General features: G+C 39.7%; 20 protein-coding genes. 13 read left to right on the plus strand and 7 right to left on the minus strand.

The window, feature by feature from the left end; all coding sequences use genetic code 11:
- Positions 1–39: 39 nt before the first annotated feature.
- Positions 40–264, plus strand: a complete 225-nt coding sequence (gene hfq, locus CSV72_RS00675) for an RNA chaperone Hfq (protein ID WP_099633238.1) — start codon at positions 40–42, stop codon at positions 262–264.
- Between the two features lie 94 nt (positions 265–358).
- The gene (locus CSV72_RS00680) at positions 359–1,618 is read left to right on the plus strand and encodes a methionine gamma-lyase family protein (RefSeq protein ID WP_099676692.1); all 1,260 of its coding nucleotides are present in this window, start codon (positions 359–361) and stop codon (positions 1,616–1,618) included.
- A gap of 55 nt (positions 1,619–1,673) precedes the next feature.
- On the opposite strand, the gene lexA is transcribed toward CSV72_RS00680, so the two are convergent.
- On the minus strand, positions 1,674–2,294 hold the full coding sequence (lexA, locus tag CSV72_RS00685) for a transcriptional repressor LexA (protein WP_099633240.1): 621 nt from the start codon (positions 2,292–2,294) through the stop codon (positions 1,674–1,676).
- A 195-nt stretch (positions 2,295–2,489) separates the two neighbouring features.
- Between lexA and yneA the strand changes: the two genes are divergently transcribed.
- From yneA to CSV72_RS00715, 6 genes are all read left to right on the plus strand, one after another.
- Positions 2,490–2,816: a cell division suppressor protein YneA gene (gene yneA / locus CSV72_RS00690; RefSeq protein ID WP_099676693.1), complete on the plus strand. Its 327-nt coding sequence runs from the start codon at positions 2,490–2,492 to the stop codon at positions 2,814–2,816.
- On the plus strand, positions 2,813–3,466 hold the full coding sequence (locus CSV72_RS00695; RefSeq protein WP_099676694.1) for a YneB family resolvase-like protein: 654 nt from the start codon (positions 2,813–2,815) through the stop codon (positions 3,464–3,466). The genes yneA and CSV72_RS00695 overlap by 4 nt, the downstream gene beginning before the upstream one ends.
- A gap of 67 nt (positions 3,467–3,533) precedes the next feature.
- Complete coding sequence (locus tag CSV72_RS00700) at positions 3,534–3,770, plus strand: DUF896 domain-containing protein (RefSeq protein WP_099633243.1); 237 nt, start codon at positions 3,534–3,536, stop codon at positions 3,768–3,770.
- A gap of 108 nt (positions 3,771–3,878) precedes the next feature.
- Entirely contained in the window at positions 3,879–5,885 is a 2,007-nt protein-coding gene (gene tkt / locus CSV72_RS00705; RefSeq protein WP_099676695.1) for a transketolase, read from the plus strand.
- Positions 5,886–6,029: 144 nt separating this feature from the next.
- Positions 6,030–6,470 carry a sporulation inhibitor of replication protein SirA gene (sirA, locus tag CSV72_RS00710; RefSeq protein WP_099633245.1) on the plus strand — a complete coding sequence of 147 codons (441 nt, stop codon included), beginning with the start codon at positions 6,030–6,032 and terminating at the stop codon, positions 6,468–6,470.
- Positions 6,471–6,580: 110 nt separating this feature from the next.
- Positions 6,581–6,817 carry a YneF family protein gene (locus CSV72_RS00715; RefSeq protein ID WP_029053123.1) on the plus strand — a complete coding sequence of 79 codons (237 nt, stop codon included), beginning with the start codon at positions 6,581–6,583 and terminating at the stop codon, positions 6,815–6,817.
- A gap of 66 nt (positions 6,818–6,883) precedes the next feature.
- On the opposite strand, the gene CSV72_RS00720 is transcribed toward CSV72_RS00715, so the two are convergent.
- Entirely contained in the window at positions 6,884–7,810 is a 927-nt protein-coding gene (locus CSV72_RS00720; protein ID WP_099676696.1) for an alpha/beta hydrolase, read from the minus strand.
- Between the two features lie 19 nt (positions 7,811–7,829).
- The gene (locus CSV72_RS00725) at positions 7,830–8,729 is read right to left on the minus strand and encodes a hydroxymethylglutaryl-CoA lyase (protein WP_099676697.1); all 900 of its coding nucleotides are present in this window, start codon (positions 8,727–8,729) and stop codon (positions 7,830–7,832) included.
- A gap of 126 nt (positions 8,730–8,855) precedes the next feature.
- On the opposite strand from CSV72_RS00725, the gene CSV72_RS00730 reads away from it, so the two are divergent.
- From CSV72_RS00730 to CSV72_RS00740, 3 genes are read left to right on the plus strand one after another with little or no spacing between them, the layout of a single operon-like run.
- Positions 8,856–9,113 carry a YqkE family protein gene (locus CSV72_RS00730; RefSeq protein WP_099676698.1) on the plus strand — a complete coding sequence of 86 codons (258 nt, stop codon included), beginning with the start codon at positions 8,856–8,858 and terminating at the stop codon, positions 9,111–9,113.
- Positions 9,114–9,155: 42 nt separating this feature from the next.
- On the plus strand, positions 9,156–9,623 hold the full coding sequence (locus tag CSV72_RS00735; protein WP_158232104.1) for a hypothetical protein: 468 nt from the start codon (positions 9,156–9,158) through the stop codon (positions 9,621–9,623).
- Between the two features lie 30 nt (positions 9,624–9,653).
- Positions 9,654–10,505, plus strand: coding sequence for an STAS domain-containing protein (locus CSV72_RS00740; protein ID WP_099676700.1), 852 nt, complete (start codon positions 9,654–9,656; stop codon positions 10,503–10,505).
- Between the two features lie 38 nt (positions 10,506–10,543).
- On the opposite strand, the gene serC is transcribed toward CSV72_RS00740, so the two are convergent.
- A complete protein-coding gene (gene serC, locus CSV72_RS00745; protein WP_099676701.1) occupies positions 10,544–11,641 on the minus strand; it encodes a 3-phosphoserine/phosphohydroxythreonine transaminase in 1,098 nt (365 codons plus the stop codon).
- Positions 11,642–11,855: 214 nt separating this feature from the next.
- Between serC and ypfJ the strand changes: the two genes are divergently transcribed.
- Positions 11,856–12,701 (plus strand): KPN_02809 family neutral zinc metallopeptidase, encoded by an 846-nt coding sequence (gene ypfJ / locus CSV72_RS00750; RefSeq protein ID WP_099676702.1) that lies wholly within the window; start codon positions 11,856–11,858, stop codon positions 12,699–12,701.
- 47 nt (positions 12,702–12,748) lie between these two features.
- Here ypfJ and CSV72_RS00755 read toward each other — a convergent pair whose 3' ends face one another.
- The 3 genes from CSV72_RS00755 to CSV72_RS00765 all read right to left on the minus strand — a co-directional run bounded on the left by CSV72_RS00755 (position 12,749) and on the right by CSV72_RS00765 (position 15,410).
- Positions 12,749–14,029 (minus strand): L-lactate MFS transporter, encoded by a 1,281-nt coding sequence (locus tag CSV72_RS00755; RefSeq protein WP_099633254.1) that lies wholly within the window; start codon positions 14,027–14,029, stop codon positions 12,749–12,751.
- A 178-nt stretch (positions 14,030–14,207) separates the two neighbouring features.
- Positions 14,208–15,053 (minus strand): formate dehydrogenase accessory sulfurtransferase FdhD, encoded by an 846-nt coding sequence (fdhD, locus tag CSV72_RS00760; RefSeq protein WP_099633255.1) that lies wholly within the window; start codon positions 15,051–15,053, stop codon positions 14,208–14,210.
- A 15-nt stretch (positions 15,054–15,068) separates the two neighbouring features.
- The gene (locus CSV72_RS00765) at positions 15,069–15,410 is read right to left on the minus strand and encodes a Na-translocating system protein MpsC family protein (RefSeq protein WP_099633256.1); all 342 of its coding nucleotides are present in this window, start codon (positions 15,408–15,410) and stop codon (positions 15,069–15,071) included.
- Between the two features lie 261 nt (positions 15,411–15,671).
- Between CSV72_RS00765 and fdhF the strand changes: the two genes are divergently transcribed.
- Positions 15,672–18,596 carry a formate dehydrogenase subunit alpha gene (gene fdhF / locus CSV72_RS00770; RefSeq protein ID WP_099676703.1) on the plus strand — a complete coding sequence of 975 codons (2,925 nt, stop codon included), beginning with the start codon at positions 15,672–15,674 and terminating at the stop codon, positions 18,594–18,596.
- Positions 18,597–18,611: the final 15 nt, after the last annotated feature.

Here is an 18,611-nt window from a genome sequence, read left to right on the forward strand (position 1 = left end):
TATGGAATAACTAAATAACAGGGACGAGGAGGCAATTGAATGGCACAAGGAAATATGCAAGATACGTTTTTGAATTCTTTACGAAAGAACAACACATTTGTGACAATCTTTTTACTAAATGGTTTTCAACTAAAGGGTCTAATCAAGTCGTATGATAATTATACGGTTCTATTGGAAACAGACGGTAAGCAACAGCTTATTTATAAGCATGCGATTTCCACGTATGCCCCTGCAAAACCAGTTATTTTAAAAGACGAACTATAAACAGGCGCTTGCCTGTTTTTTTGTTGCCTTTCATTTGGTATATACACTTCATCTGGTAAAATAGAATATGACAAAATGAAATGAGGTACTACACATGCAAATAACACCCATAAATGATGAATTACTGATTAAATCACAAGAAGCGGAAGAACTAATTGCTCCGTACGTGAAGACCGTAGAAGAAATTGCGTTTTTTAACCAAAGAAAAGTCTTACAAGCATTCAAAAAAAATCAGGTAAGCGACTTTCATTTATCCGGCTCTACAGGTTATGGTTATGACGACAGTGGCCGTGATGTATTGGAACAAGTATACTCAGATGTATTCGGAGCGGAAGACTGTCTTGTCAGAAATCAAATTATCTCAGGCACGCATGCCATTACAATTAGCTTGTTCGGGATATTGCGTCCGGGTGATGAACTTCTTTATATTACAGGTAAACCATACGATACGTTGGAGTCTATCATTTCTGGCAATGGCAAAGATACGGGTTCACTAGAGGACTTTCACATTTCTTATCAGCATATTGATTTGAAAGACGATGGCTCTGTTGATTACGAGAAAGCCAAAGCGACGATTTCATCGAAGACGAAAGTCGTAGCAATTCAACGTTCGAAAGGCTATTCAAGCAATCCATCATTCAGAATCCATGAAATTGAAGCGATTATTAAGGAAATCCGTAAAATCAAAGAAGATGTCGTGATATTTGTAGATAATTGCTATGGAGAATTCGTGGAAATGAAAGAGCCCGTAGAAGTTGGAGCAGATCTGATGGCAGGCTCGCTCATTAAAAATCCAGGCGGCGGACTTGCCAGAACAGGTGGTTACATAGCAGGTAAGAAAGACTTGGTTGAGAAGTGTGCATATCGAATGACTTCTCCAGGCCTTGGAGCTGAGGCTGGAGCCTCACTTGATACGTTACTAGAGATGTACCAAGGATTCTTCTTAGCACCACACGTAGTAAGTCAGGCGGTCAAAGGCGCGCTATTCACATCGGCATTTTTCGGTAGCTTTGGTATGGATACGACACCGCATTACAGTGAGCTTCGAACGGATTTAATCCAATCAGTGAATTTTTTAAACGCTGAACAAATGATTGCATTCTGTCAGATGATCCAGCAAAACTCACCAATTAATGCTCAATATGCACCGGAGCCATCCTATATGCCCGGTTATGCCGATGACGTCATAATGGCAGCGGGTACGTTTATTCAAGGCTCCAGTATCGAATTGACAGCTGACGGCCCAATTAGACCACCCTACACAGCATATATTCAAGGTGGATTGACCTATGAGCATGTAAAATCCGCAGTACTAGATTCTATGGAACAATTGCTTGAAAAAAAGTTGGTATAAAGAAAAAAGTGTATCGAGAACCTATTAAGGTTTCTTGATACACTTTTTTTGATGATTAATGAATCATACGGAATACACCAATCACTTTTCCTAGAATAGAAACTTGATCTACAATAATTGGCTCCATAGAGGAGTTTTCTGGTTGGAGTCGGAAATAGTCTTTCTCTTTAAAGAAACGTTTGACTGTTGCTTCGTCTTCTTCTGTCATAGCCACAACGATTTCACCATTACTTGCGGAGTGAGTTTGTCTGACAATCACACGGTCTCCGTTTAAGATGCCGGCTTCAATCATGCTATCTCCTACAATCTCCAACATGAAGATTTCATCCTCTGATGAACCGAATGTATCCGGCAATGGGAAGTACTCTTCAATATTTTCAATCGTCGTAATTGGATTACCCGCTGTAACTTTACCAATCAATGGCACATGCATAACGCCGCTTTTTAACTCGTCCAGTCCTTCAGGATCTAAAATTTCAATGGCACGGGGTTTTGTCGGGTCTCTGCGTATAAAACCTTTGCTTTCGAGCCGTGATAAGTGACCGTGAACCGTGGAACTTGATGCAAGACCGACAGCTTCTCCAATTTCACGAACGGAAGGGGGATAACCTTTTAAACGTACTTCATCTTTTATGAAAGCAAGTATTTCTTCTTGTCTCTTTGATATTTTCTTCAACAGATTCACCTCTTCTACTAGTTTGCGAGCAATGGAATACTGAACCACTATTTTGAATATAGTATAACATGTGTTCGATTACTAATCAAACAAAGGTTCTAATTTTGCTTGACATGGAATCATATGTTCTCTTATAATTAAGAACAGGTATTCCGAACGTGCATTCTGAATGCGCGAATTAGAGGAGGAGTTATTATGGAAGTTATTAAAGGATTTATTAAAAATAATTATTATTTCGCGGTATTATTAATAGTTTGTGTGTCATTTGCCTGGGTTCAATTCGATAAAATGGCCGAGGAAGATCACTATATGGAAATCGTTGTTAATGAAGGAGATACACTTTGGCAACTGGCTTCTAACTACTCTGAAGATATACCGACCACTCACTGGATCGAACAGGTACGTTCATTAAATGAATTGCCTACCGATCAAATCGTTTCAGGTGAATTACTGCGTGTGCCTGTTAAAATTAATAAACAAACAGATATCCGGGTAGCTGAAATAGGAGTGGGAACTAAATGACAGAAAAGAAGTGTGTAATATACTGCCGAGTGAGTACGGAAAAAGAAACACAAGAGCAGTCTATTGTAAGGCAGCAGGAAGAACTAGAAAAGCTAGCTACTGAGTTATCCTATGATTGTGTTGGAATTTACACAGATCGGCAGAGTGGGTATGATATGGATCGTGAAGGTCTTCTATCCATGTTGGATCAAATCCAAAATGGTTCAGTGGATGCAGTATTCATTCAAGATGAGACGCGATTAGGGCGAGGGAATGCAAGGGTAGCGATATTGCATGTAATTGCCAAAAGTGAAACGACTGTGATTACCAATCATTCAAACGGTACAATAGAACTGAATGAAATGGATTCCATGTTACTAGAAATTCTCGCAATCGTAGAGGAATATCAACGTAAACTACATAATGCAAAAATACGTAGAGGGATGAAGCGTGCTGTTGACAGAGGCTATGATCCATCAAAGAATCTGCGGAATATTGACCAGGGACCGGGGCGTGAAAGGCTTGAACTACCAATAGAAGAAATTGTCTCGCTCCGCAACAAAGGTCTCACATACGAAGAAATTGCAACGGTATTGAATGGACTTGGCCATGCTGTCAGTAAAGCGACGGTTCATAGAAGATATAAAGAGTTTATAGCACAAGAACACTAATAGGTTGCACTTTTCCTTCAGGTTGTTTACATTTTATTAAACGACTAACTTATGGAGGGTTTTAAAGATGCTATCAGAAAAGAAAATAAAACGTATTAATGAATTGGCGAATAAAAAGAAAACAACAGGATTATCGATCGAGGAAGCAAAAGAACAGACGCGGTTGAGAAAGGAATACTTGGAGTCATTCCGTTCAAGCATGCGTGAAACGATTGAATCGGTCAAAGTAGTAGATCCAGAAGGAAATGATGTAACACCTGAAAAAGTTAAACTAGCGCGGGCGAATCAAAAGCCGCTAAATTGATGATAGGTAAAGGATTAACATTGTAATTAACTCTAGAATTGACTACACTAGAGAAGGAATATGTACTATAAAACACTCATATGAGACAGGACGGAAAGGATGTACAGCATGACCGAAAAAATCGATCAACTGGCAATAACGACAATCCGAACATTATCAATCGATGCAATTGAAAAAGCAAATTCTGGTCACCCGGGATTACCGATGGGCGCAGCACCGATGGCGTATACACTATGGACACAACATTTACACCATAATCCATCAAACCCACAATGGTTCAATCGTGACCGTTTTGTACTTTCAGCAGGACACGGCTCCATGTTACTTTACAGCTTGTTGCACTTAAGTGGCTACGGTTTGACTATTGATGACTTAAAGAACTTCAGACAATGGGATTCAAAGACACCTGGACATCCGGAGTATGGACACACTGCAGGAGTTGAAGCGACAACAGGACCACTTGGACAAGGGATTGGTATGTCCGTTGGTATGGCAATGGCTGAAAAACATCTTGCAGCAACGTATAACAAGCCCGGTTTCGATATTGTCGATCACTACACATATGCACTTTGCGGTGATGGAGATTTGATGGAAGGTGTGGCGGCAGAAGCAATTTCTATGGCAGGCCACCTTCAATTGAATAAACTGATCGTGCTATATGATAGTAACGATATTTCTTTAGATGGCGATTTAGATATGTCGTTCTCTGAAAACATTAGAAAACGCTTTGAATCATATGGCTGGAACTATGCACGCGTAGAAGATGGCAATGATACAAAATCTGTTTCAGATGCAATTGAAAAAGCAAAAGGCAATACAGGCGGACCGACAATCATTGAAGTGAAAACTGTCATTGGTTACGGATCACCAAATAAGTCTGGTAAAGCAGATGCACACGGTGCACCGTTAGGTGAAGATGAAATGGCGCTTACGAAAGAGTATTACAAGTGGACATTTGAAGAAGACTTCTACGTTCCAGAAGAAGTCTATGGCCGGTTTAATTCAGCAACAGATCAACTGGGTGTTCAATCAGAGAATCAATGGAATGAACTATTCGCAAGCTACGAAAACGAACATAAAGAATTGGCAACACAGTTTAAATTAGCGATTGCAAACGAACTTCCAACTGATTTAAAAGAACAAATGCCAGTTTATGAAGCAGGTGCTTCTGTAGCGACTCGTTCAGCATCCGGTGAGTCAATCAATGCATTAGCGAAAGCAGTTCCTGCATTATTTGGTGGTAGCGCGGACCTTGCGGGTTCAAACAAGACGACGATTAAAAATGCAGGTGATTTCACTGCAGACGACTATGCGGGCCGTAATATATGGTTTGGTGTTCGTGAATTCGCGATGGGGACTGCTCTAAACGGCATGACTCTTCACGGTGGAGTGAAAGTATTTGGTGGAACATTCTTCGTGTTTAGTGACTATGTACGTCCTGCTATTCGATTGTCTGCATTAATGGGCTTACCTGTGACATATGTATTCACACATGATAGCGTAGCGGTCGGAGAAGACGGACCTACTCATGAACCAGTTGAGCAGTTGGCTTCATTACGTGCAATGCCTGGATTGTCTATCATCCGTCCTGCTGATGGAAATGAAACGTCTGCAGCATGGCATATAGCTGCCACTTCAAAAGACACACCAACTGTCTTAGTCTTGTCTAGACAAAACCTTGAAGTATTGCCTAAATCACAAGAACTAGCGATGGAATATGTACCAAAAGGTGCGTATGTCATATCACCTGCTTCTAAAGAGCAAGCGGATGGTTTACTGCTTGCAAGTGGCTCGGAAGTAAGTCTTGCAGTTGAAGCACAGAAAGCTCTTAAAGAACAAGGTATCGACGTCGCTGTCGTCTCCATGCCTTCATGGGATCTATTTGAGAAACAGGATCAAGCGTACAAAGATTCTGTTCTTCCAAAGAACATCAAGAAGAGAGTAGCGATTGAGATGGGAGCTTCCCTTGGCTGGCATAAATACTCAGGCGATGAAGGAACTGTCATGGCAATTGATACATTTGGTGCAAGTGCGCCAGGCGACTTAGTCATTGAAAAGTATGGCTTTACTGTAGAAAATGTTGTAAAAGAAATGACAAATCTATTAAATAACTAAGCATACACAACACACGGCTCTTTCTATCAAAGAGCCGTGTGTTTTTTTGCGCAGCTTTACGACAATAATAGTGATGAAGTTTTCCGCAAACTGACACGATTTACTGGGGACAAGTTCTATGATAGACAGTAGGAGGTGTTCGTTATGAGGAAGTATGAAATTTTCAAGATCAAGTCAGCGTATCAGTCCTTCATAATGGGACGTGAACGATTATTATTTGAGTTGCTAACAGTAGGTCCTTCTACGAACTATCAAGAAATTGAATATTTATGTGATCGGTTAAATCAAAGGGAACTAGATACTATCATTCAAAATAACTTGGCAAAAAGTTTTGATGAATTGGATTCATATCATAATGAATATCGATTGACACACTTAATCAAGGGAGAAGTCTTCATCAAAATGGGTACGCACAGTATACAAGTGTATTGCCAAGGGTCACGCATGTTGGATTTAGATTTATTTGTAGCACTATCCACTTCAACTGATCGTTTTTTTGCAGTGATGAATGAACAGCAAGAATGCGGCTGGCTCAAACCACTTAAACACTCTGAACGCATGATACTAGAAAATTCGATGATGTAAAAACTTCCGCACAATTTGCGTACAGTCATTGCTATTCACTGCTGCTATGTTGTATAATCCTTCTTGGTAGTATGTAATCGAACTATTTTTATGAGGGGGGTTTGGCAGTAATGACTTTATGGATAGCAATTTTATTGATCGTCGTCGCTTTGATCGGCGGAGTAGCTCTCGGCTTTTTCATAGCACGTAAATATATGATGAATTATTTGAAGGACAATCCGCCAATTAATGAACAAATGTTACGTATGATGATGATGCAAATGGGACAGAAACCTTCACAAAAGAAAATCAACCAAATGATGGCTCAGATGAACAAGGTTCAAGACAAGCCAGCTAAAAAAAAATAAGTGAAACTCCGTGATTAGCAGATTTGCTAACACGGAGCTTTTTTTATTTTCTATTGTATAGTATTGTCAAGAATATAAACGAAAACGACTCAAGAATGTTTGAACCGTTTGCAGATATTCATCTGGATTATCATTATACGATTTGGCATGAGCTCCTTTTGCGAAAAGCTTCATCATTTTATCGCCTTCTTTTAATTCGTATAACTCTTCCGTCATTTGAGGCAAAATGAACGTGTCTTCCATGCTGTGGATGAATAATACGGGCTTATCAATAAACTTCATCACTTCGCGGGGTGAAACAGCCGCAGAAGTATAACCATCACGAATCTTCAAAAACAAATTGGCGATTCGCAAGCTCATGGAAGTCTTAAACGGCATCTCTGTACGAATGATATGCAATAGTTGCTCTGAGAAATCCGAAAATGGACAATCAGATATATAGAAATCTGCCTCATCCTCATACGTACCTGCGTACAACAGCGTAGTAGCGGCTCCCATAGATTCTCCATGGATGCCAATCAAAGCGCGCTTACCAACACGTTCACGAACAGCTGTCACGACTTCTTTCAAATCCATTTTTTCATAAAATCCAAAACTTGTTGTTTTTCCACCAGAATCGCCATGTCGCCTATGATCAAAAATAACGGAATTAAATCCTAAACGTTCAAACAGACGTGCATATTTGATGGAATTCACTTTGTTTTCCGTTACGCCATGGCAAATGACAACCGTTCGCGTTGTATCTAAAGGTCGCAAGAAAATCGCGCGTAAGTTATAGCCGTTAGGTGATGGAATCCAAATATCATCTTTTCTTACGGTTTCAAACCATTGACGATCAAAGCGCTTAGCAATCATCTCGCGTTGCAATATAAATTCCGAGTCTTTTGTTTTTAAATACATCAGTCGATTAGTAACAAGAATCCCGAAAACTGTGAGAAACGCTGTAATAATACTTGATGCTATACCGGCAATATAGACTACTCTACGTTTCACCAAAATCCCCCTTTCCTTTTTACTTACTTCTTTTATATAAGCTATACATCGCTGTTTCAATAGGACGTGACAGATAAGGTGCAACTTCATCTACTGCTGCACATATTTTATCCATATCAATCCCTGTTTCTACATCGATTGACTGCAAAAGATATAACACATCCTCCGTTGCGACATTACCTGTAGCGCCAGGTGCAAAAGGACAGCCACCGAGACCACCTGCAGATGTATCGAATCGATCAACACCTGCTTGTAAGGAGGCGTAAATATTAGCTAATCCTAGTTTACGGGTATCATGGAAGTGTGCTGTAATTAAAATATTTGGAAACTGTTTCTTTAGTTCTCGAAACAAAGTATAGCTGGCTAAAGGGTTGGCCATACCGTCAGTATCTGCCACACTTAATTCATCTACACCCATATCGACAAACTTATTGCAAAGTGCCAGAGTTTGTTCAGGTGGAATAAAACCTTCATATGGACAGTGAAATGCTGTTGAAATACAAGCTCTTACAAAACGCTGATCTATTTTGAGCCGATGGACAATAGGTCGCAACGTCTCCACGCTCTCCGCAGTGGAGCGATTGATATTATGTTGATTGAATGTATCACTCACGCCTACAAACACCGCTATGCTATCTGCACCAGCTTTGAGTGCATTCTCAACACCACGTGCGTTTGGCGTGAGAACAATTTGCCTGCCTTGTTTGCTAACTCGTGCCATAATCTCTTTGGAATCTGACATTTGTGGTACCCACTTTGGCGATACGAAAGAGGTGATTTCCATTTCATGTATACCTGCTTGCTGTAAAGAATGTATAAAAGCTAATTTTTGATCAGTAGGAATACTGTTTTTTTCATTTTGTAAGCCATCGCGCGGTCCAACCTCGATTAACGTTACGTTTTTTGGTAAGCTATACATAAACATCCCTCCCTCAATCTATTGTACGTAATTAAAGCGAATAAGGGCAATGTATACCCCTTGACAATTAACTGGATAATAACAATAAAATGCAACTCAATTATCAAATAGAAAGTAGTGTTTACTATGTCAAAAAAACAACGAAAAGCATCGAGTAATCAAAAGAACAATACAGTAGATAATTCTACAACTTCACTTTCGGATTTAATGAGCGATGATACGTTAGCTAAATTAAAAGGAATGAAGCAGGAAATGAAAGTAAAAGAAGAAATAAAATTGGAACAGGAAAAAGAAAAACGTGTTCAAGAGCGCAAAGAACGTGAGAAAAATAAAAGTTTTGAAGAATTACTAGAGGAATATGGATATGATGGAACCAAGTATTAAGAGTACTATTTAAATAGACGTGGGAATAGCTGTACTAGTAAAATGAGTGCTATATTAAAAGCCTTTTGCAAAGGAGAGGGAATAATGAAGTTTTTGTATATTACGTATTGTGATAAACTAAATACTCAAAAAGAACCTACATCCCAAAATCTTTTGAAGCGCGTTCATTCAGCTCCAATTGAGCATCCAATTGTTCATTGGGTGCAAAAGAATTTAGAAACTATTGAGAAAACAGAGCCTGTTATATATTATGACTTTCCCGAAAAAAAGGTAAAGAGTTTTTATAATATGTTATTAGATGCACATGCGGAAAAAAACAATGATTCTCCAAGACCTTGGAAGTTCTTGCCCATCCCTTCGGGAGAACAGTATGTATATCCTATTGCGCAATATGATAAAGAATATGGCATCATGTATTATGAATCTATATACAAATACATAACGGTTCTTGGGGTCATATTAAATATCTTTGACTTTGAAGCGAATCAATTAATTATACACATTCAATAAGATCGAAGAACGTATCCAGGAGGATGTAAGATGAAACAGCTTGATGTTAGGCTTTATGAATATTTACTAGCAAAATTGCCGGAAATCACTACTTCTTGGCTAGCGATGAGAAAAATAGAAAAAGATTCTATTTATTCGCTTAGCGCGCACCCAGAAATGGAAGAAACACTTCGGGAACAAAATAGATTAACGAATTTAACCGTCATTAGTAGTTTACTCGATGATCCTGAAATCTTTGAAAAGAACAAAATAAAATGGGCTGCCGTTGTCGCTCTAAGTAGAGTCAACAGCAATACCCCCATAGAAGAAGTTATAGAGGCTTTGAGTAAACTTCGTTTAACATACTGGCGATTAATAAATGAGTTTCAGTTGGCCAATGTAGACGAGATTAAACTAGAAGATTATATGCGTTGGAGTGAAACAATCAATAGTGCATTTGATCAGATTTATATTAATTTCGCAGAAACCTATAATGAATATATCAACAGCAAGTTTGATATCCAACAAAGCTTAATTAATGAGTTAAGCTCACCCATCATTAAAATCACCGATAAAATTGGTGTAGTACCGCTAATTGGAGATATGGATGAACTGCGTGCACGCATTATGTTGGAAAGTATTCCGGAGAGAAGTTTAGAGTCTGACATTGAACATTTATTCATTGATTTATCGGGAGTGACCGTAATTGATACACTGGTAGCTCAGAAGATTTTTCAAGTTACAAAAGTGTTATCTCTATTAGGAACAAAATGCACCATTACAGGTATCTTACCGGCAATTGCTCAAGCGTCGACAGAGCTTGGTTTAGATTTTACAAATATCCAAACATTTAGTTCTTTGCAATTAGCATTCTCAAAAGAATTTATTATTGTAGAACAGTAAAAAGCCAAGTCACTTATGAGTGACTTGGCTTTTAGATTTCACTTATTTTTTTCTTGGAAATCAAGCATGAATTGCTGTAACGCCTGACATGCTTCAAATGGTACTGCGTTGTAAGCAGACGCACGACAACCGCCTACAGAGCGGTGACCATTTAGCCCGACGAATCCTGCCTCTTTAGCTTCTTGTAAGAATTGTTTTTCTAGCTCTTCATCCGCTACACGGAACGTGATGTTCATCAATGAGCGACTTTCTTTTTCAGCATGTCCTGTATAGAAACCATTGCTGTTGTCAATTACGTCATAGATCAAGTTCGCTTTTTCTTCATTGCGCTTTGCGATCTTTTCCAAGCCGCCTTGTTGCTGCATCCAACCAAGCACTTCACCCAACATATAAATACCAAATGACGGAGGAGTGTTATATAAAGAGTTGCTAGACGAATGTGTACTATATTTCAAAATAGCTGGAATCGCGCTATTCGCATTATCTAACAAGTCTTTGCGGATAATCGCAACTGTAACACCTGAAGGTCCGAGATTTTTTTGAGCACCGGCATAAATCATTCCGAATTTACTAACGTCTAGTGGTCTTGACAGAATATCACTGGACATATCAGCGATCAACGGAACATTGCCAGTGACAGGGAACTCATGGAATTGTGTACCGAAGATTGTGTTGTTTGATGTAATATGCACGTACGCATCCGTTTCTTCAAATGTAATTTCTTCTGAAGATGGAACGCGATTATAATTTGCATTTTTTGTAGAAGCAGCTTCGTATACTTCACCAATTGTCTTTGCTTCTTTAAGTGCTTTGTCTGACCATGCGCCTGACATGATATAGCTTGCTTTTTTTCCTTTTGCTAAGAAGTTCATCGGTACCATTGCAAATTGTAGACTAGCTCCACCTTGCAAGAATAGTACTTCATAGTTTTCAGGAATTGTGAATAAAGAACGTAAGCGTTCAATTGCTTGATTATGTACTTGTTCATAAGTAGCACTGCGGTGACTCATTTCCATAATAGACATTCCTGATTCTTTAAAATTCACTAGTTCAGCTTGTGCTTTTTCAAGAACTTCTCGTGGAAGAGCGGATGGACCCGCGTTAAAATTATAGACAGACTTTTGATTACTCAACAAACTCACTCCTTCATTAGTTTACAACCCTAAAGTAAAGTATATATGAAAAATCATACATGGGGAATAGCTATCTGCCAATTCGCAATAAATTACTCAACTCATGATGATGTTCGTCTTGTTTGTTTTGCTGGGGAAATGGGTAAATTGTAATCAAGTAGCATCTACATAATGATGTAAAATTCAGCTCACATAAAGCCGAAACGGGGGAGACAGAATGAAAACAGGTGGACGCAGAAAAAGTTCAAATATTGAGGATCGAAGAGGGAAGAGTGGGGGAGGCGGAGGTGCGATCGCATTAGGTGGTGGCGGTCTTGGGATTGTCGGTATTATATTGTTTCTTATATTAGGTGGAAATCCAACTGATTTATTAGATAGTAGTTCAGCAGTACCTGATCAACCGTACGTGGAAACCGAACAAGATGAAGAATTGGCAGATTTTGTGTCGGTTGTACTCGCGGATACAGAAGACATTTGGTCGGAGTTATTCGCTCAACAAGGAATTCAGTATGAGAATCCTACGCTAGTTCTATATTCAGGACAAGTGGATACAGCTTGTGGATATGGAAGTGCAGCTGCAGGACCGTTTTATTGTCCGGGTGATCAAAAATTGTATATTGATTTAGCATTTTATAATGAATTACAAAGTTCATTTAAAGCACCTGGTGATTTCGCTATGGCCTATGTAGTAGCTCACGAAGTAGGACACCATGTGCAAACATTACTCGGAATTTCAGATCAAGTGATGCCGTTACGTCAAAAAATGAGCGAAGAAGAATTTAATAAATACTTAGTGAGATTTGAATTACAGGCAGATTATTTTGCGGGAGTCTGGGCGCATCATGCAAAGGGACGAGGATACTTGGAGCAAGGGGACTTGCAAGAAGCAATCACTGCCGCGGGTGCGGTTGGTGATGACACGATCCAAAAACGTGCAAGAGGGTATGTTGTTCCAGAAAGTTTCACACACGGTACAGCAAAACAACGAATTTATTGGTTTGAACATGGATTTGAATTAGGTACCATTGATGGTGGGGATACATTTAATCAAACCGAAAAATAAAAGTCGCGAAGGTCATTTTGTTTTTCAAAGTGACGTTCGCGACTTTTTTATTTTGTTGCGGCTATGGCAGGCTCAGCTGGAATGATCCCTTCTTTTTCATTTCGTAGTCTTTTAATATCCACTCGTATGAGTAAGGAAATGACTAGAGCAACTGCGAATAAGCTAGCAAAGAACAGTAGGCTACTCTCGTAACTACCTGTCGTATCTTTCATCCAAGCGGCAAACATCGGCCCTGCCACACCAGCAGCAGACCATGCTGTCAAAATATAGCCGTGGATGGCTCCAAGTTGTTTCGTTCCGAATATATCACCAATATATGCCGGAATAGAAGCGAAACCTCCTCCATAGCACGTATAGATTACGGCTAGAATGACTTGGAAAATAATTGCGTTTGTGGTGAAGGGTAAAATAGCGAACAGAACAAGCTGAATGACAAAGAACGTAGTATACGTATTCGGACGTCCGATAAAATCCGAAATCGCAGCCCAGCCAAGTCTTCCGGCCCCGTTAAAAATGCCTAGCACACCAACTAATGCTGCTGCTTGAATAGTCGTCATGCCGATACTATCAATCGCCATTGGTTTGGCAGCGGATAGAATTGCAATACCACACGTGACATTAATAAATAACATTAGCCATAAATAATAAAAGCGTTTTGTTTTGACTGCTTGATTTGCTGTCAATTGAGCAAGATCTTCTTTAACTTCAGTTTTACCTGAACGAACTTTTTCAATGAATCCAGGCGGTGCCCATCCTTCTTCCGGCTTTTCTAGGTAAAGAGAAGAGAGCATCATGATAAGAAAATACGATACACCAAGAATATAAAAAGTGTTTTGTAAACCAACGTTGACAATCAAGTATTCCATGATTGGACTACTGATGGCTGCTGCGAATCCAAAGCCCATGATGGCGAGTCCCGTAGCTAGCCCTCTGCGGTCGGGGAACCATTTGACGAGCGTAGAAACAGGTGCAATATATCCTACACCTAAGCCAATTCCACCGAGCATACCGTAAAAGACATACAGCAAAGGTAATGAAGACATTCCTACTGCCAGTCCGGAACCTGTCACTCCGACCCCGAAGAACACAGCTGCAAGTAATCCTGCTTTTCTTGGACCATATTTCTCTACAAAGTGACCTAAAAAAGCAGCTGATAAACCAAGAAATAAAATGGCTATACTAAACGTTAGCTGTACTTGGCTTGTAGTCCATCCAAATTCTTCAATAAGTGGATTAGTGAAGTTACTCCAGGCATAAACAGATCCGATGGAAATGTGAATACCTACTGCAGATAACGCGATCAACCATCTGTTCTTCGTTTTTTTCATTTGTAGTCCTCCTTTTTAACAAAAAATTTCCACAGTTCTAATTCCAGTAAACAAACCTCTTAACTAGTCGGTGGAGTAAATGAATAGTCGACAGTCCACTAGTTCGCGAAGTGGAAATGAAAGGAAGATAATTAAACAATTACTGGAATCTAACTTAGGATTAAGGAGTATATTATTATCAATTCACAAGATTGTCAATATTACTTTTTCCTGTAGTCGGAAAAAGAGAATTGTCATCCATAACGATTCTTTCAGGATGTGTGTATACGTTAAAGGATCCTCCACGTATGAAACCGACCGTAGTTATTCCTAAATCGTCTGCTAAGCTCAAAGCTAATTCCGTAGGTGCAGATTTTGATAGGACAATTTCACAACCGATCTTGGCGACTTTAAGTAAAATTTCGGAGGAGATTCGTCCGCTGAACACAATGATCTTATCTCGCACAGAGATATCGTTCTTTAGACAGTGCCCATAAATTTTATCTAACGCATTATGGCGGCCGATATCCATACGGGATAACAACAATTGATCAGGTACACATAAAGCTGCATTGTGAACACCGCCGGTATGTCGGAACATTTCTGCCTGATCTTCCATTTGATTCATCAAGGAAAATATTTGTACGGGTGTGAGTTTAACAGAGATACTGTCCATCTTTTTCGCTGTCAGTGCATCGTTTGCAAAGATAAATCCTTGTCTGCTCATGCCGCAACAAGATGTGATATACCTTTTATTTTGCAATTGTTCAAAGAATGGATAGGCTTTGTCGGTATCGACGTAAATAAAGCCATTTTCCAGATCAAGACGAATGTCCTTTACTTGTTCCCACTTCGGTACTATTCCTTCTGAAGCTAAGAAGCCTACTGTCATATCCTCGATATATTCTGGCGTACATACAATCGTCGCAAATTCTTTGTTGTTTAGTTTAATTGTGATTGCGTATTCAACTGCAACCGAATCTTCTTTTTCAAAGACTGTCCCATCCTGAAATCGAATAATGGATCGTTGTTGTTGCTGTTCCATAATTCTTCCTCCCTTTTAGTCAATCGATCGATCGAATAAAAATACTGAAACCGCAATATCATCATCAATTTTAAAATCGCTGAATAAATGCAGAAACTTCGCGTCGACTAATTGTTCCAATCCTTCTGGCGGCTCTTTTGCATAGACTGCCTGAATCATGCTAGTTCGCGCGCGGTGGACCATTTCTTTTCCCTCTGGCGTTCCTGCAATGAATTTCTCTGTAGGAGTCAAATTACCGTAGAGTGTAGAGACCACCATATTATCGATAAATATTGTATGAATTCGTTCGGGACCTTTGCCAAATAAGTCTTTTCGTAATTTACGGATGATATCATTAAATTCATGAATTTTCTTCATAGGACACTTCCTTGTAGTATTTACAGAATAGTCTAATTATTTGAGGATAGCCATTGTATTATACGCTTTATTACTTTATACTAAATACATAACAGATGGAAATCTAGTATGTGATTGCTAGGAGTCCATCAACCTACATGTAATAGTAAGTATGGATTGGTTCTTTAGCAAGTCCTGTTAAGAAACTATTCCACCATAAAAAAATACCGTAATGACGGTTTTTTTATGGTGGATTTTTTATTTGAGAAGGAGGACGCCTGTATGTCAATTTCAATCAATGATAAGATTTTTAACTTCGAACCAGGGTCGACACTCATTCAAATTATCAATGCAAATAAGATTGAGCACCCACAAATATGTTATTTGCCAGAAGTCGATCCAATACAGACATGTGATACGTGTATTGTCGAAGTGAATGGTGAATTAACACGCGCTTGTTCAACACAAGCTGTCGACGGCATGGATGTTAAATTAGCGTCCCCGCGTGCAAAGGAAGCACAAACGGAAGCAATGGATCGGATTTTAGAGAACCATTTACTTTATTGTACCGTTTGCGATAACAACAATGGGAACTGTAAAGTACATAATACCGTGGCACTTATGGAAGTGGAAGAACAAAAATATCCATACGAGCCGAAATGCACGAAAGATGCAGTAGATTTCACTCATCCATTCTATCGTTACGATCCGAATCAATGTATCGCTTGCGGTCAGTGCGTGGAAGTGTGTCAAAACTTACAAGTGAATGAGACGCTTTCAATTGACTGGGAGCGTGATCGTCCAATTGTTCTATGGGATGGCGGAGCGAAGATTAATGATTCTTCTTGCGTAGGCTGTGGCCATTGTATTACGGTTTGTCCATGTAATGCCCTGATGGAAAAAACTATGCTTGGTGAAGCTGGATTTATGACTAAAATGAGTGACGAGCTGATGGAGCCTATGGTGGATTTGATCAAAGATGTAGAACCAGGTTACAGCAGTATCATGGCGATTTCCGATGTAGAATCGGCGATGAGAGAATCTACAATCAATAAAACGAAAACTGTCTGCACATTCTGTGGAGTAGGTTGTTCATTTGAAGTATGGACAAAAGATCGTACCATATTAAAAATCCAACCGGTTTCCGATGCACCTGTCAACCAGATTTCTACTTGTGTCAAAGGGAAATTTGGTTGGGACTTTGTGAATAGTGAAGAACGTATCACAACGCCTCTTATTCGTAAAGGTGACGACTTTGTTGAAGCGTCATGGGATGAAGCATTGGATTTAGTCGCAAAAAATCTAGGTGAAATCCGTGACGAGCATGGCAGAGACGGAATCGGCGTCATCTCCTCGTCAAAAATCACAAATGAAGAGAACTATGTCATTCAAAAATTCGCTCGACAAGTATTTGGTACAAATAACGTAGATAATTGTTCTCGTTACTGCCAGTCTCCCGCGACAGACGGATTATTCCGTACGGTAGGTATGGGTGGAGACGCTGGCACGATTAAAGATATTGCCGAAGCAGGCTTGGTCATCATTGTAGGTGCAAATCCTGCAGAAGGTCATCCAGTTCTTGCTACACGTGTAAAGCGAGCACACAAGCTACACGGTCAAAAGTTAATTGTAGCTGACCTCAGAAAGCATGAAATGGCTGAACGCGCAGATATCTTTATGACACCTCAGCAAGGAACTGATCAAGTATGGCTAATGGCAGTGACAAAATACTTAATCGACCAAGGCTGGCATGATCAGCAATTCATTGACGAAAATGTACTTCATTTTGAAGATTTTAATGAAGTGTTGGATCGCTATACGCTTGAATATGCAGAAAAAGTAACTGGCGTTTCAAAAGAAGTATTAATTCAAACAGCTGAAATGATCCGTGATGCAGATGGTACATGCATATTATGGGGAATGGGAGTTACACAAAATACAGGCGGTTCCGATACTTCAGCAGCAATTTCTAATCTATTGCTTGCATCAGGAAATTATCGTCGTCCAGGCGCAGGTGCTTATCCATTACGCGGACACAACAACGTACAAGGTGCCTGTGATATGGGGAGCTTGCCTGGTTGGTTGCCTGGCTATCAGCATATTACAGACGATGCAGCACGAGAGAAATTTGAACGTGCTTATGGTGTAGAGATAGAAAATAAACCAGGTCTTGATAATATTCAAATGCTTCACTCGATTGATGAAGGTGTTATGAAGGGGATGTACATTGTAGGAGAAGATATGGCACTGGTGGATTCCAATGCAAACTATGTTCATGATGTACTGTCGAAGCTTGATTTCCTTGTTGTACAAGATATCTTCTTCTCACGCACAGCACAATACGCAGACGTCATTTTACCTGCAGTGCCATCACTTGAAAAAGACGGTACATTCACAAATACGGAGCGCCGTGTACAACGACTTTATAAAGCATTGCCGAATAAAGGTGACTCTCGCCAAGATTGGTGGATCATCCAAGAAGTGGCAAATCGCTTAGGTGCTAACTGGAATTACACACATCCAGGTGACATATTTGCTGAGATGACAAGTTTGAGTCCTATGTTCGGAGAAGCTTCTTACGAGATGTTAGAAGGTTGGGGGAGTTTCCTTTGGGGAAGTCTAGAAGGGAAGAACACGCCACTTCTATATACAGATGGATTTAATTTCCCAGACAAGAAAGCACGCTTTGCATTATCGGATTGGATTGAACCAGTAAAGTTCCCTGATGAATTTGATCTTCATATTAACAATGGCCGTATGCTCGAACATTTCCATGAAGGAAATATGACGAATAAATCTGAAGGTATCCAAGAGAAAGTTCCTAATATATTTGTTGAGATTTCACCTGAATTGGCAAAAGAGCGTGGAGTAGTCACAGGTACTTATGTAAGACTTATTTCTCCGTATGGAGCAGTGAAACTACCTGCATTGGTAACAGATAGGGTACGGAAAAATGAATTATTCTTACCGATGAATTCTGTTGATAAGGAATCTGCTATCAACTTCCTAACCGGACCTGCGACTGATGAACGAACGAATACACCCGCTTACAAGCAGACAAAAGTTCGCATGGAAGTGCTCGCGAAGCAAGGAGACAATCCACTACCTAAGAGCAACCACCGTGATAAGAAACGCCATCCTCAAAATGGTGTAGAAGTAGAGCGGAAATGGAATCGACCAGGATATGTCCAATTAACAGATCAATAACTAGTGAGGTGAATA

This window comes from Sporosarcina sp. P20a, from assembly GCF_002743175.1.
Taxonomy (GTDB): domain Bacteria; phylum Bacillota; class Bacilli; order Bacillales_A; family Planococcaceae; genus Sporosarcina.

Coding starts and splice junctions, on each gene's coding strand:
- yneA (WP_099676693.1), top strand. CDS start 2,490: ATGGAAGTTATTAAAGGATTTATTAAAAATAATTATTATTTCGCGGTA.
- CSV72_RS00715 (WP_029053123.1), top strand. CDS start 6,581: ATGACTTTATGGATAGCAATTTTATTGATCGTCGTCGCTTTGATCGGC.
- CSV72_RS00725 (WP_099676697.1), bottom strand. CDS start 8,729: ATGTATAGCTTACCAAAAAACGTAACGTTAATCGAGGTTGGACCGCGC.
- CSV72_RS00765 (WP_099633256.1), bottom strand. CDS start 15,410: ATGAAGAAAATTCATGAATTTAATGATATCATCCGTAAATTACGAAAA.
- fdhF (WP_099676703.1), top strand. CDS start 15,672: ATGTCAATTTCAATCAATGATAAGATTTTTAACTTCGAACCAGGGTCG.
- fdhD (WP_099633255.1), bottom strand. CDS start 15,053: ATGGAACAGCAACAACAACGATCCATTATTCGATTTCAGGATGGGACA.
- ypfJ (WP_099676702.1), top strand. CDS start 11,856: ATGAAAACAGGTGGACGCAGAAAAAGTTCAAATATTGAGGATCGAAGA.
- CSV72_RS00680 (WP_099676692.1), top strand. CDS start 359: ATGCAAATAACACCCATAAATGATGAATTACTGATTAAATCACAAGAA.
- hfq (WP_099633238.1), top strand. CDS start 40: ATGGCACAAGGAAATATGCAAGATACGTTTTTGAATTCTTTACGAAAG.
- CSV72_RS00695 (WP_099676694.1), top strand. CDS start 2,813: ATGACAGAAAAGAAGTGTGTAATATACTGCCGAGTGAGTACGGAAAAA.
- tkt (WP_099676695.1), top strand. CDS start 3,879: ATGACCGAAAAAATCGATCAACTGGCAATAACGACAATCCGAACATTA.
- CSV72_RS00700 (WP_099633243.1), top strand. CDS start 3,534: ATGCTATCAGAAAAGAAAATAAAACGTATTAATGAATTGGCGAATAAA.
- sirA (WP_099633245.1), top strand. CDS start 6,030: ATGAGGAAGTATGAAATTTTCAAGATCAAGTCAGCGTATCAGTCCTTC.
- CSV72_RS00755 (WP_099633254.1), bottom strand. CDS start 14,029: ATGAAAAAAACGAAGAACAGATGGTTGATCGCGTTATCTGCAGTAGGT.
- CSV72_RS00730 (WP_099676698.1), top strand. CDS start 8,856: ATGTCAAAAAAACAACGAAAAGCATCGAGTAATCAAAAGAACAATACA.
- CSV72_RS00735 (WP_158232104.1), top strand. CDS start 9,156: ATGAGTGCTATATTAAAAGCCTTTTGCAAAGGAGAGGGAATAATGAAG.
- CSV72_RS00740 (WP_099676700.1), top strand. CDS start 9,654: ATGAAACAGCTTGATGTTAGGCTTTATGAATATTTACTAGCAAAATTG.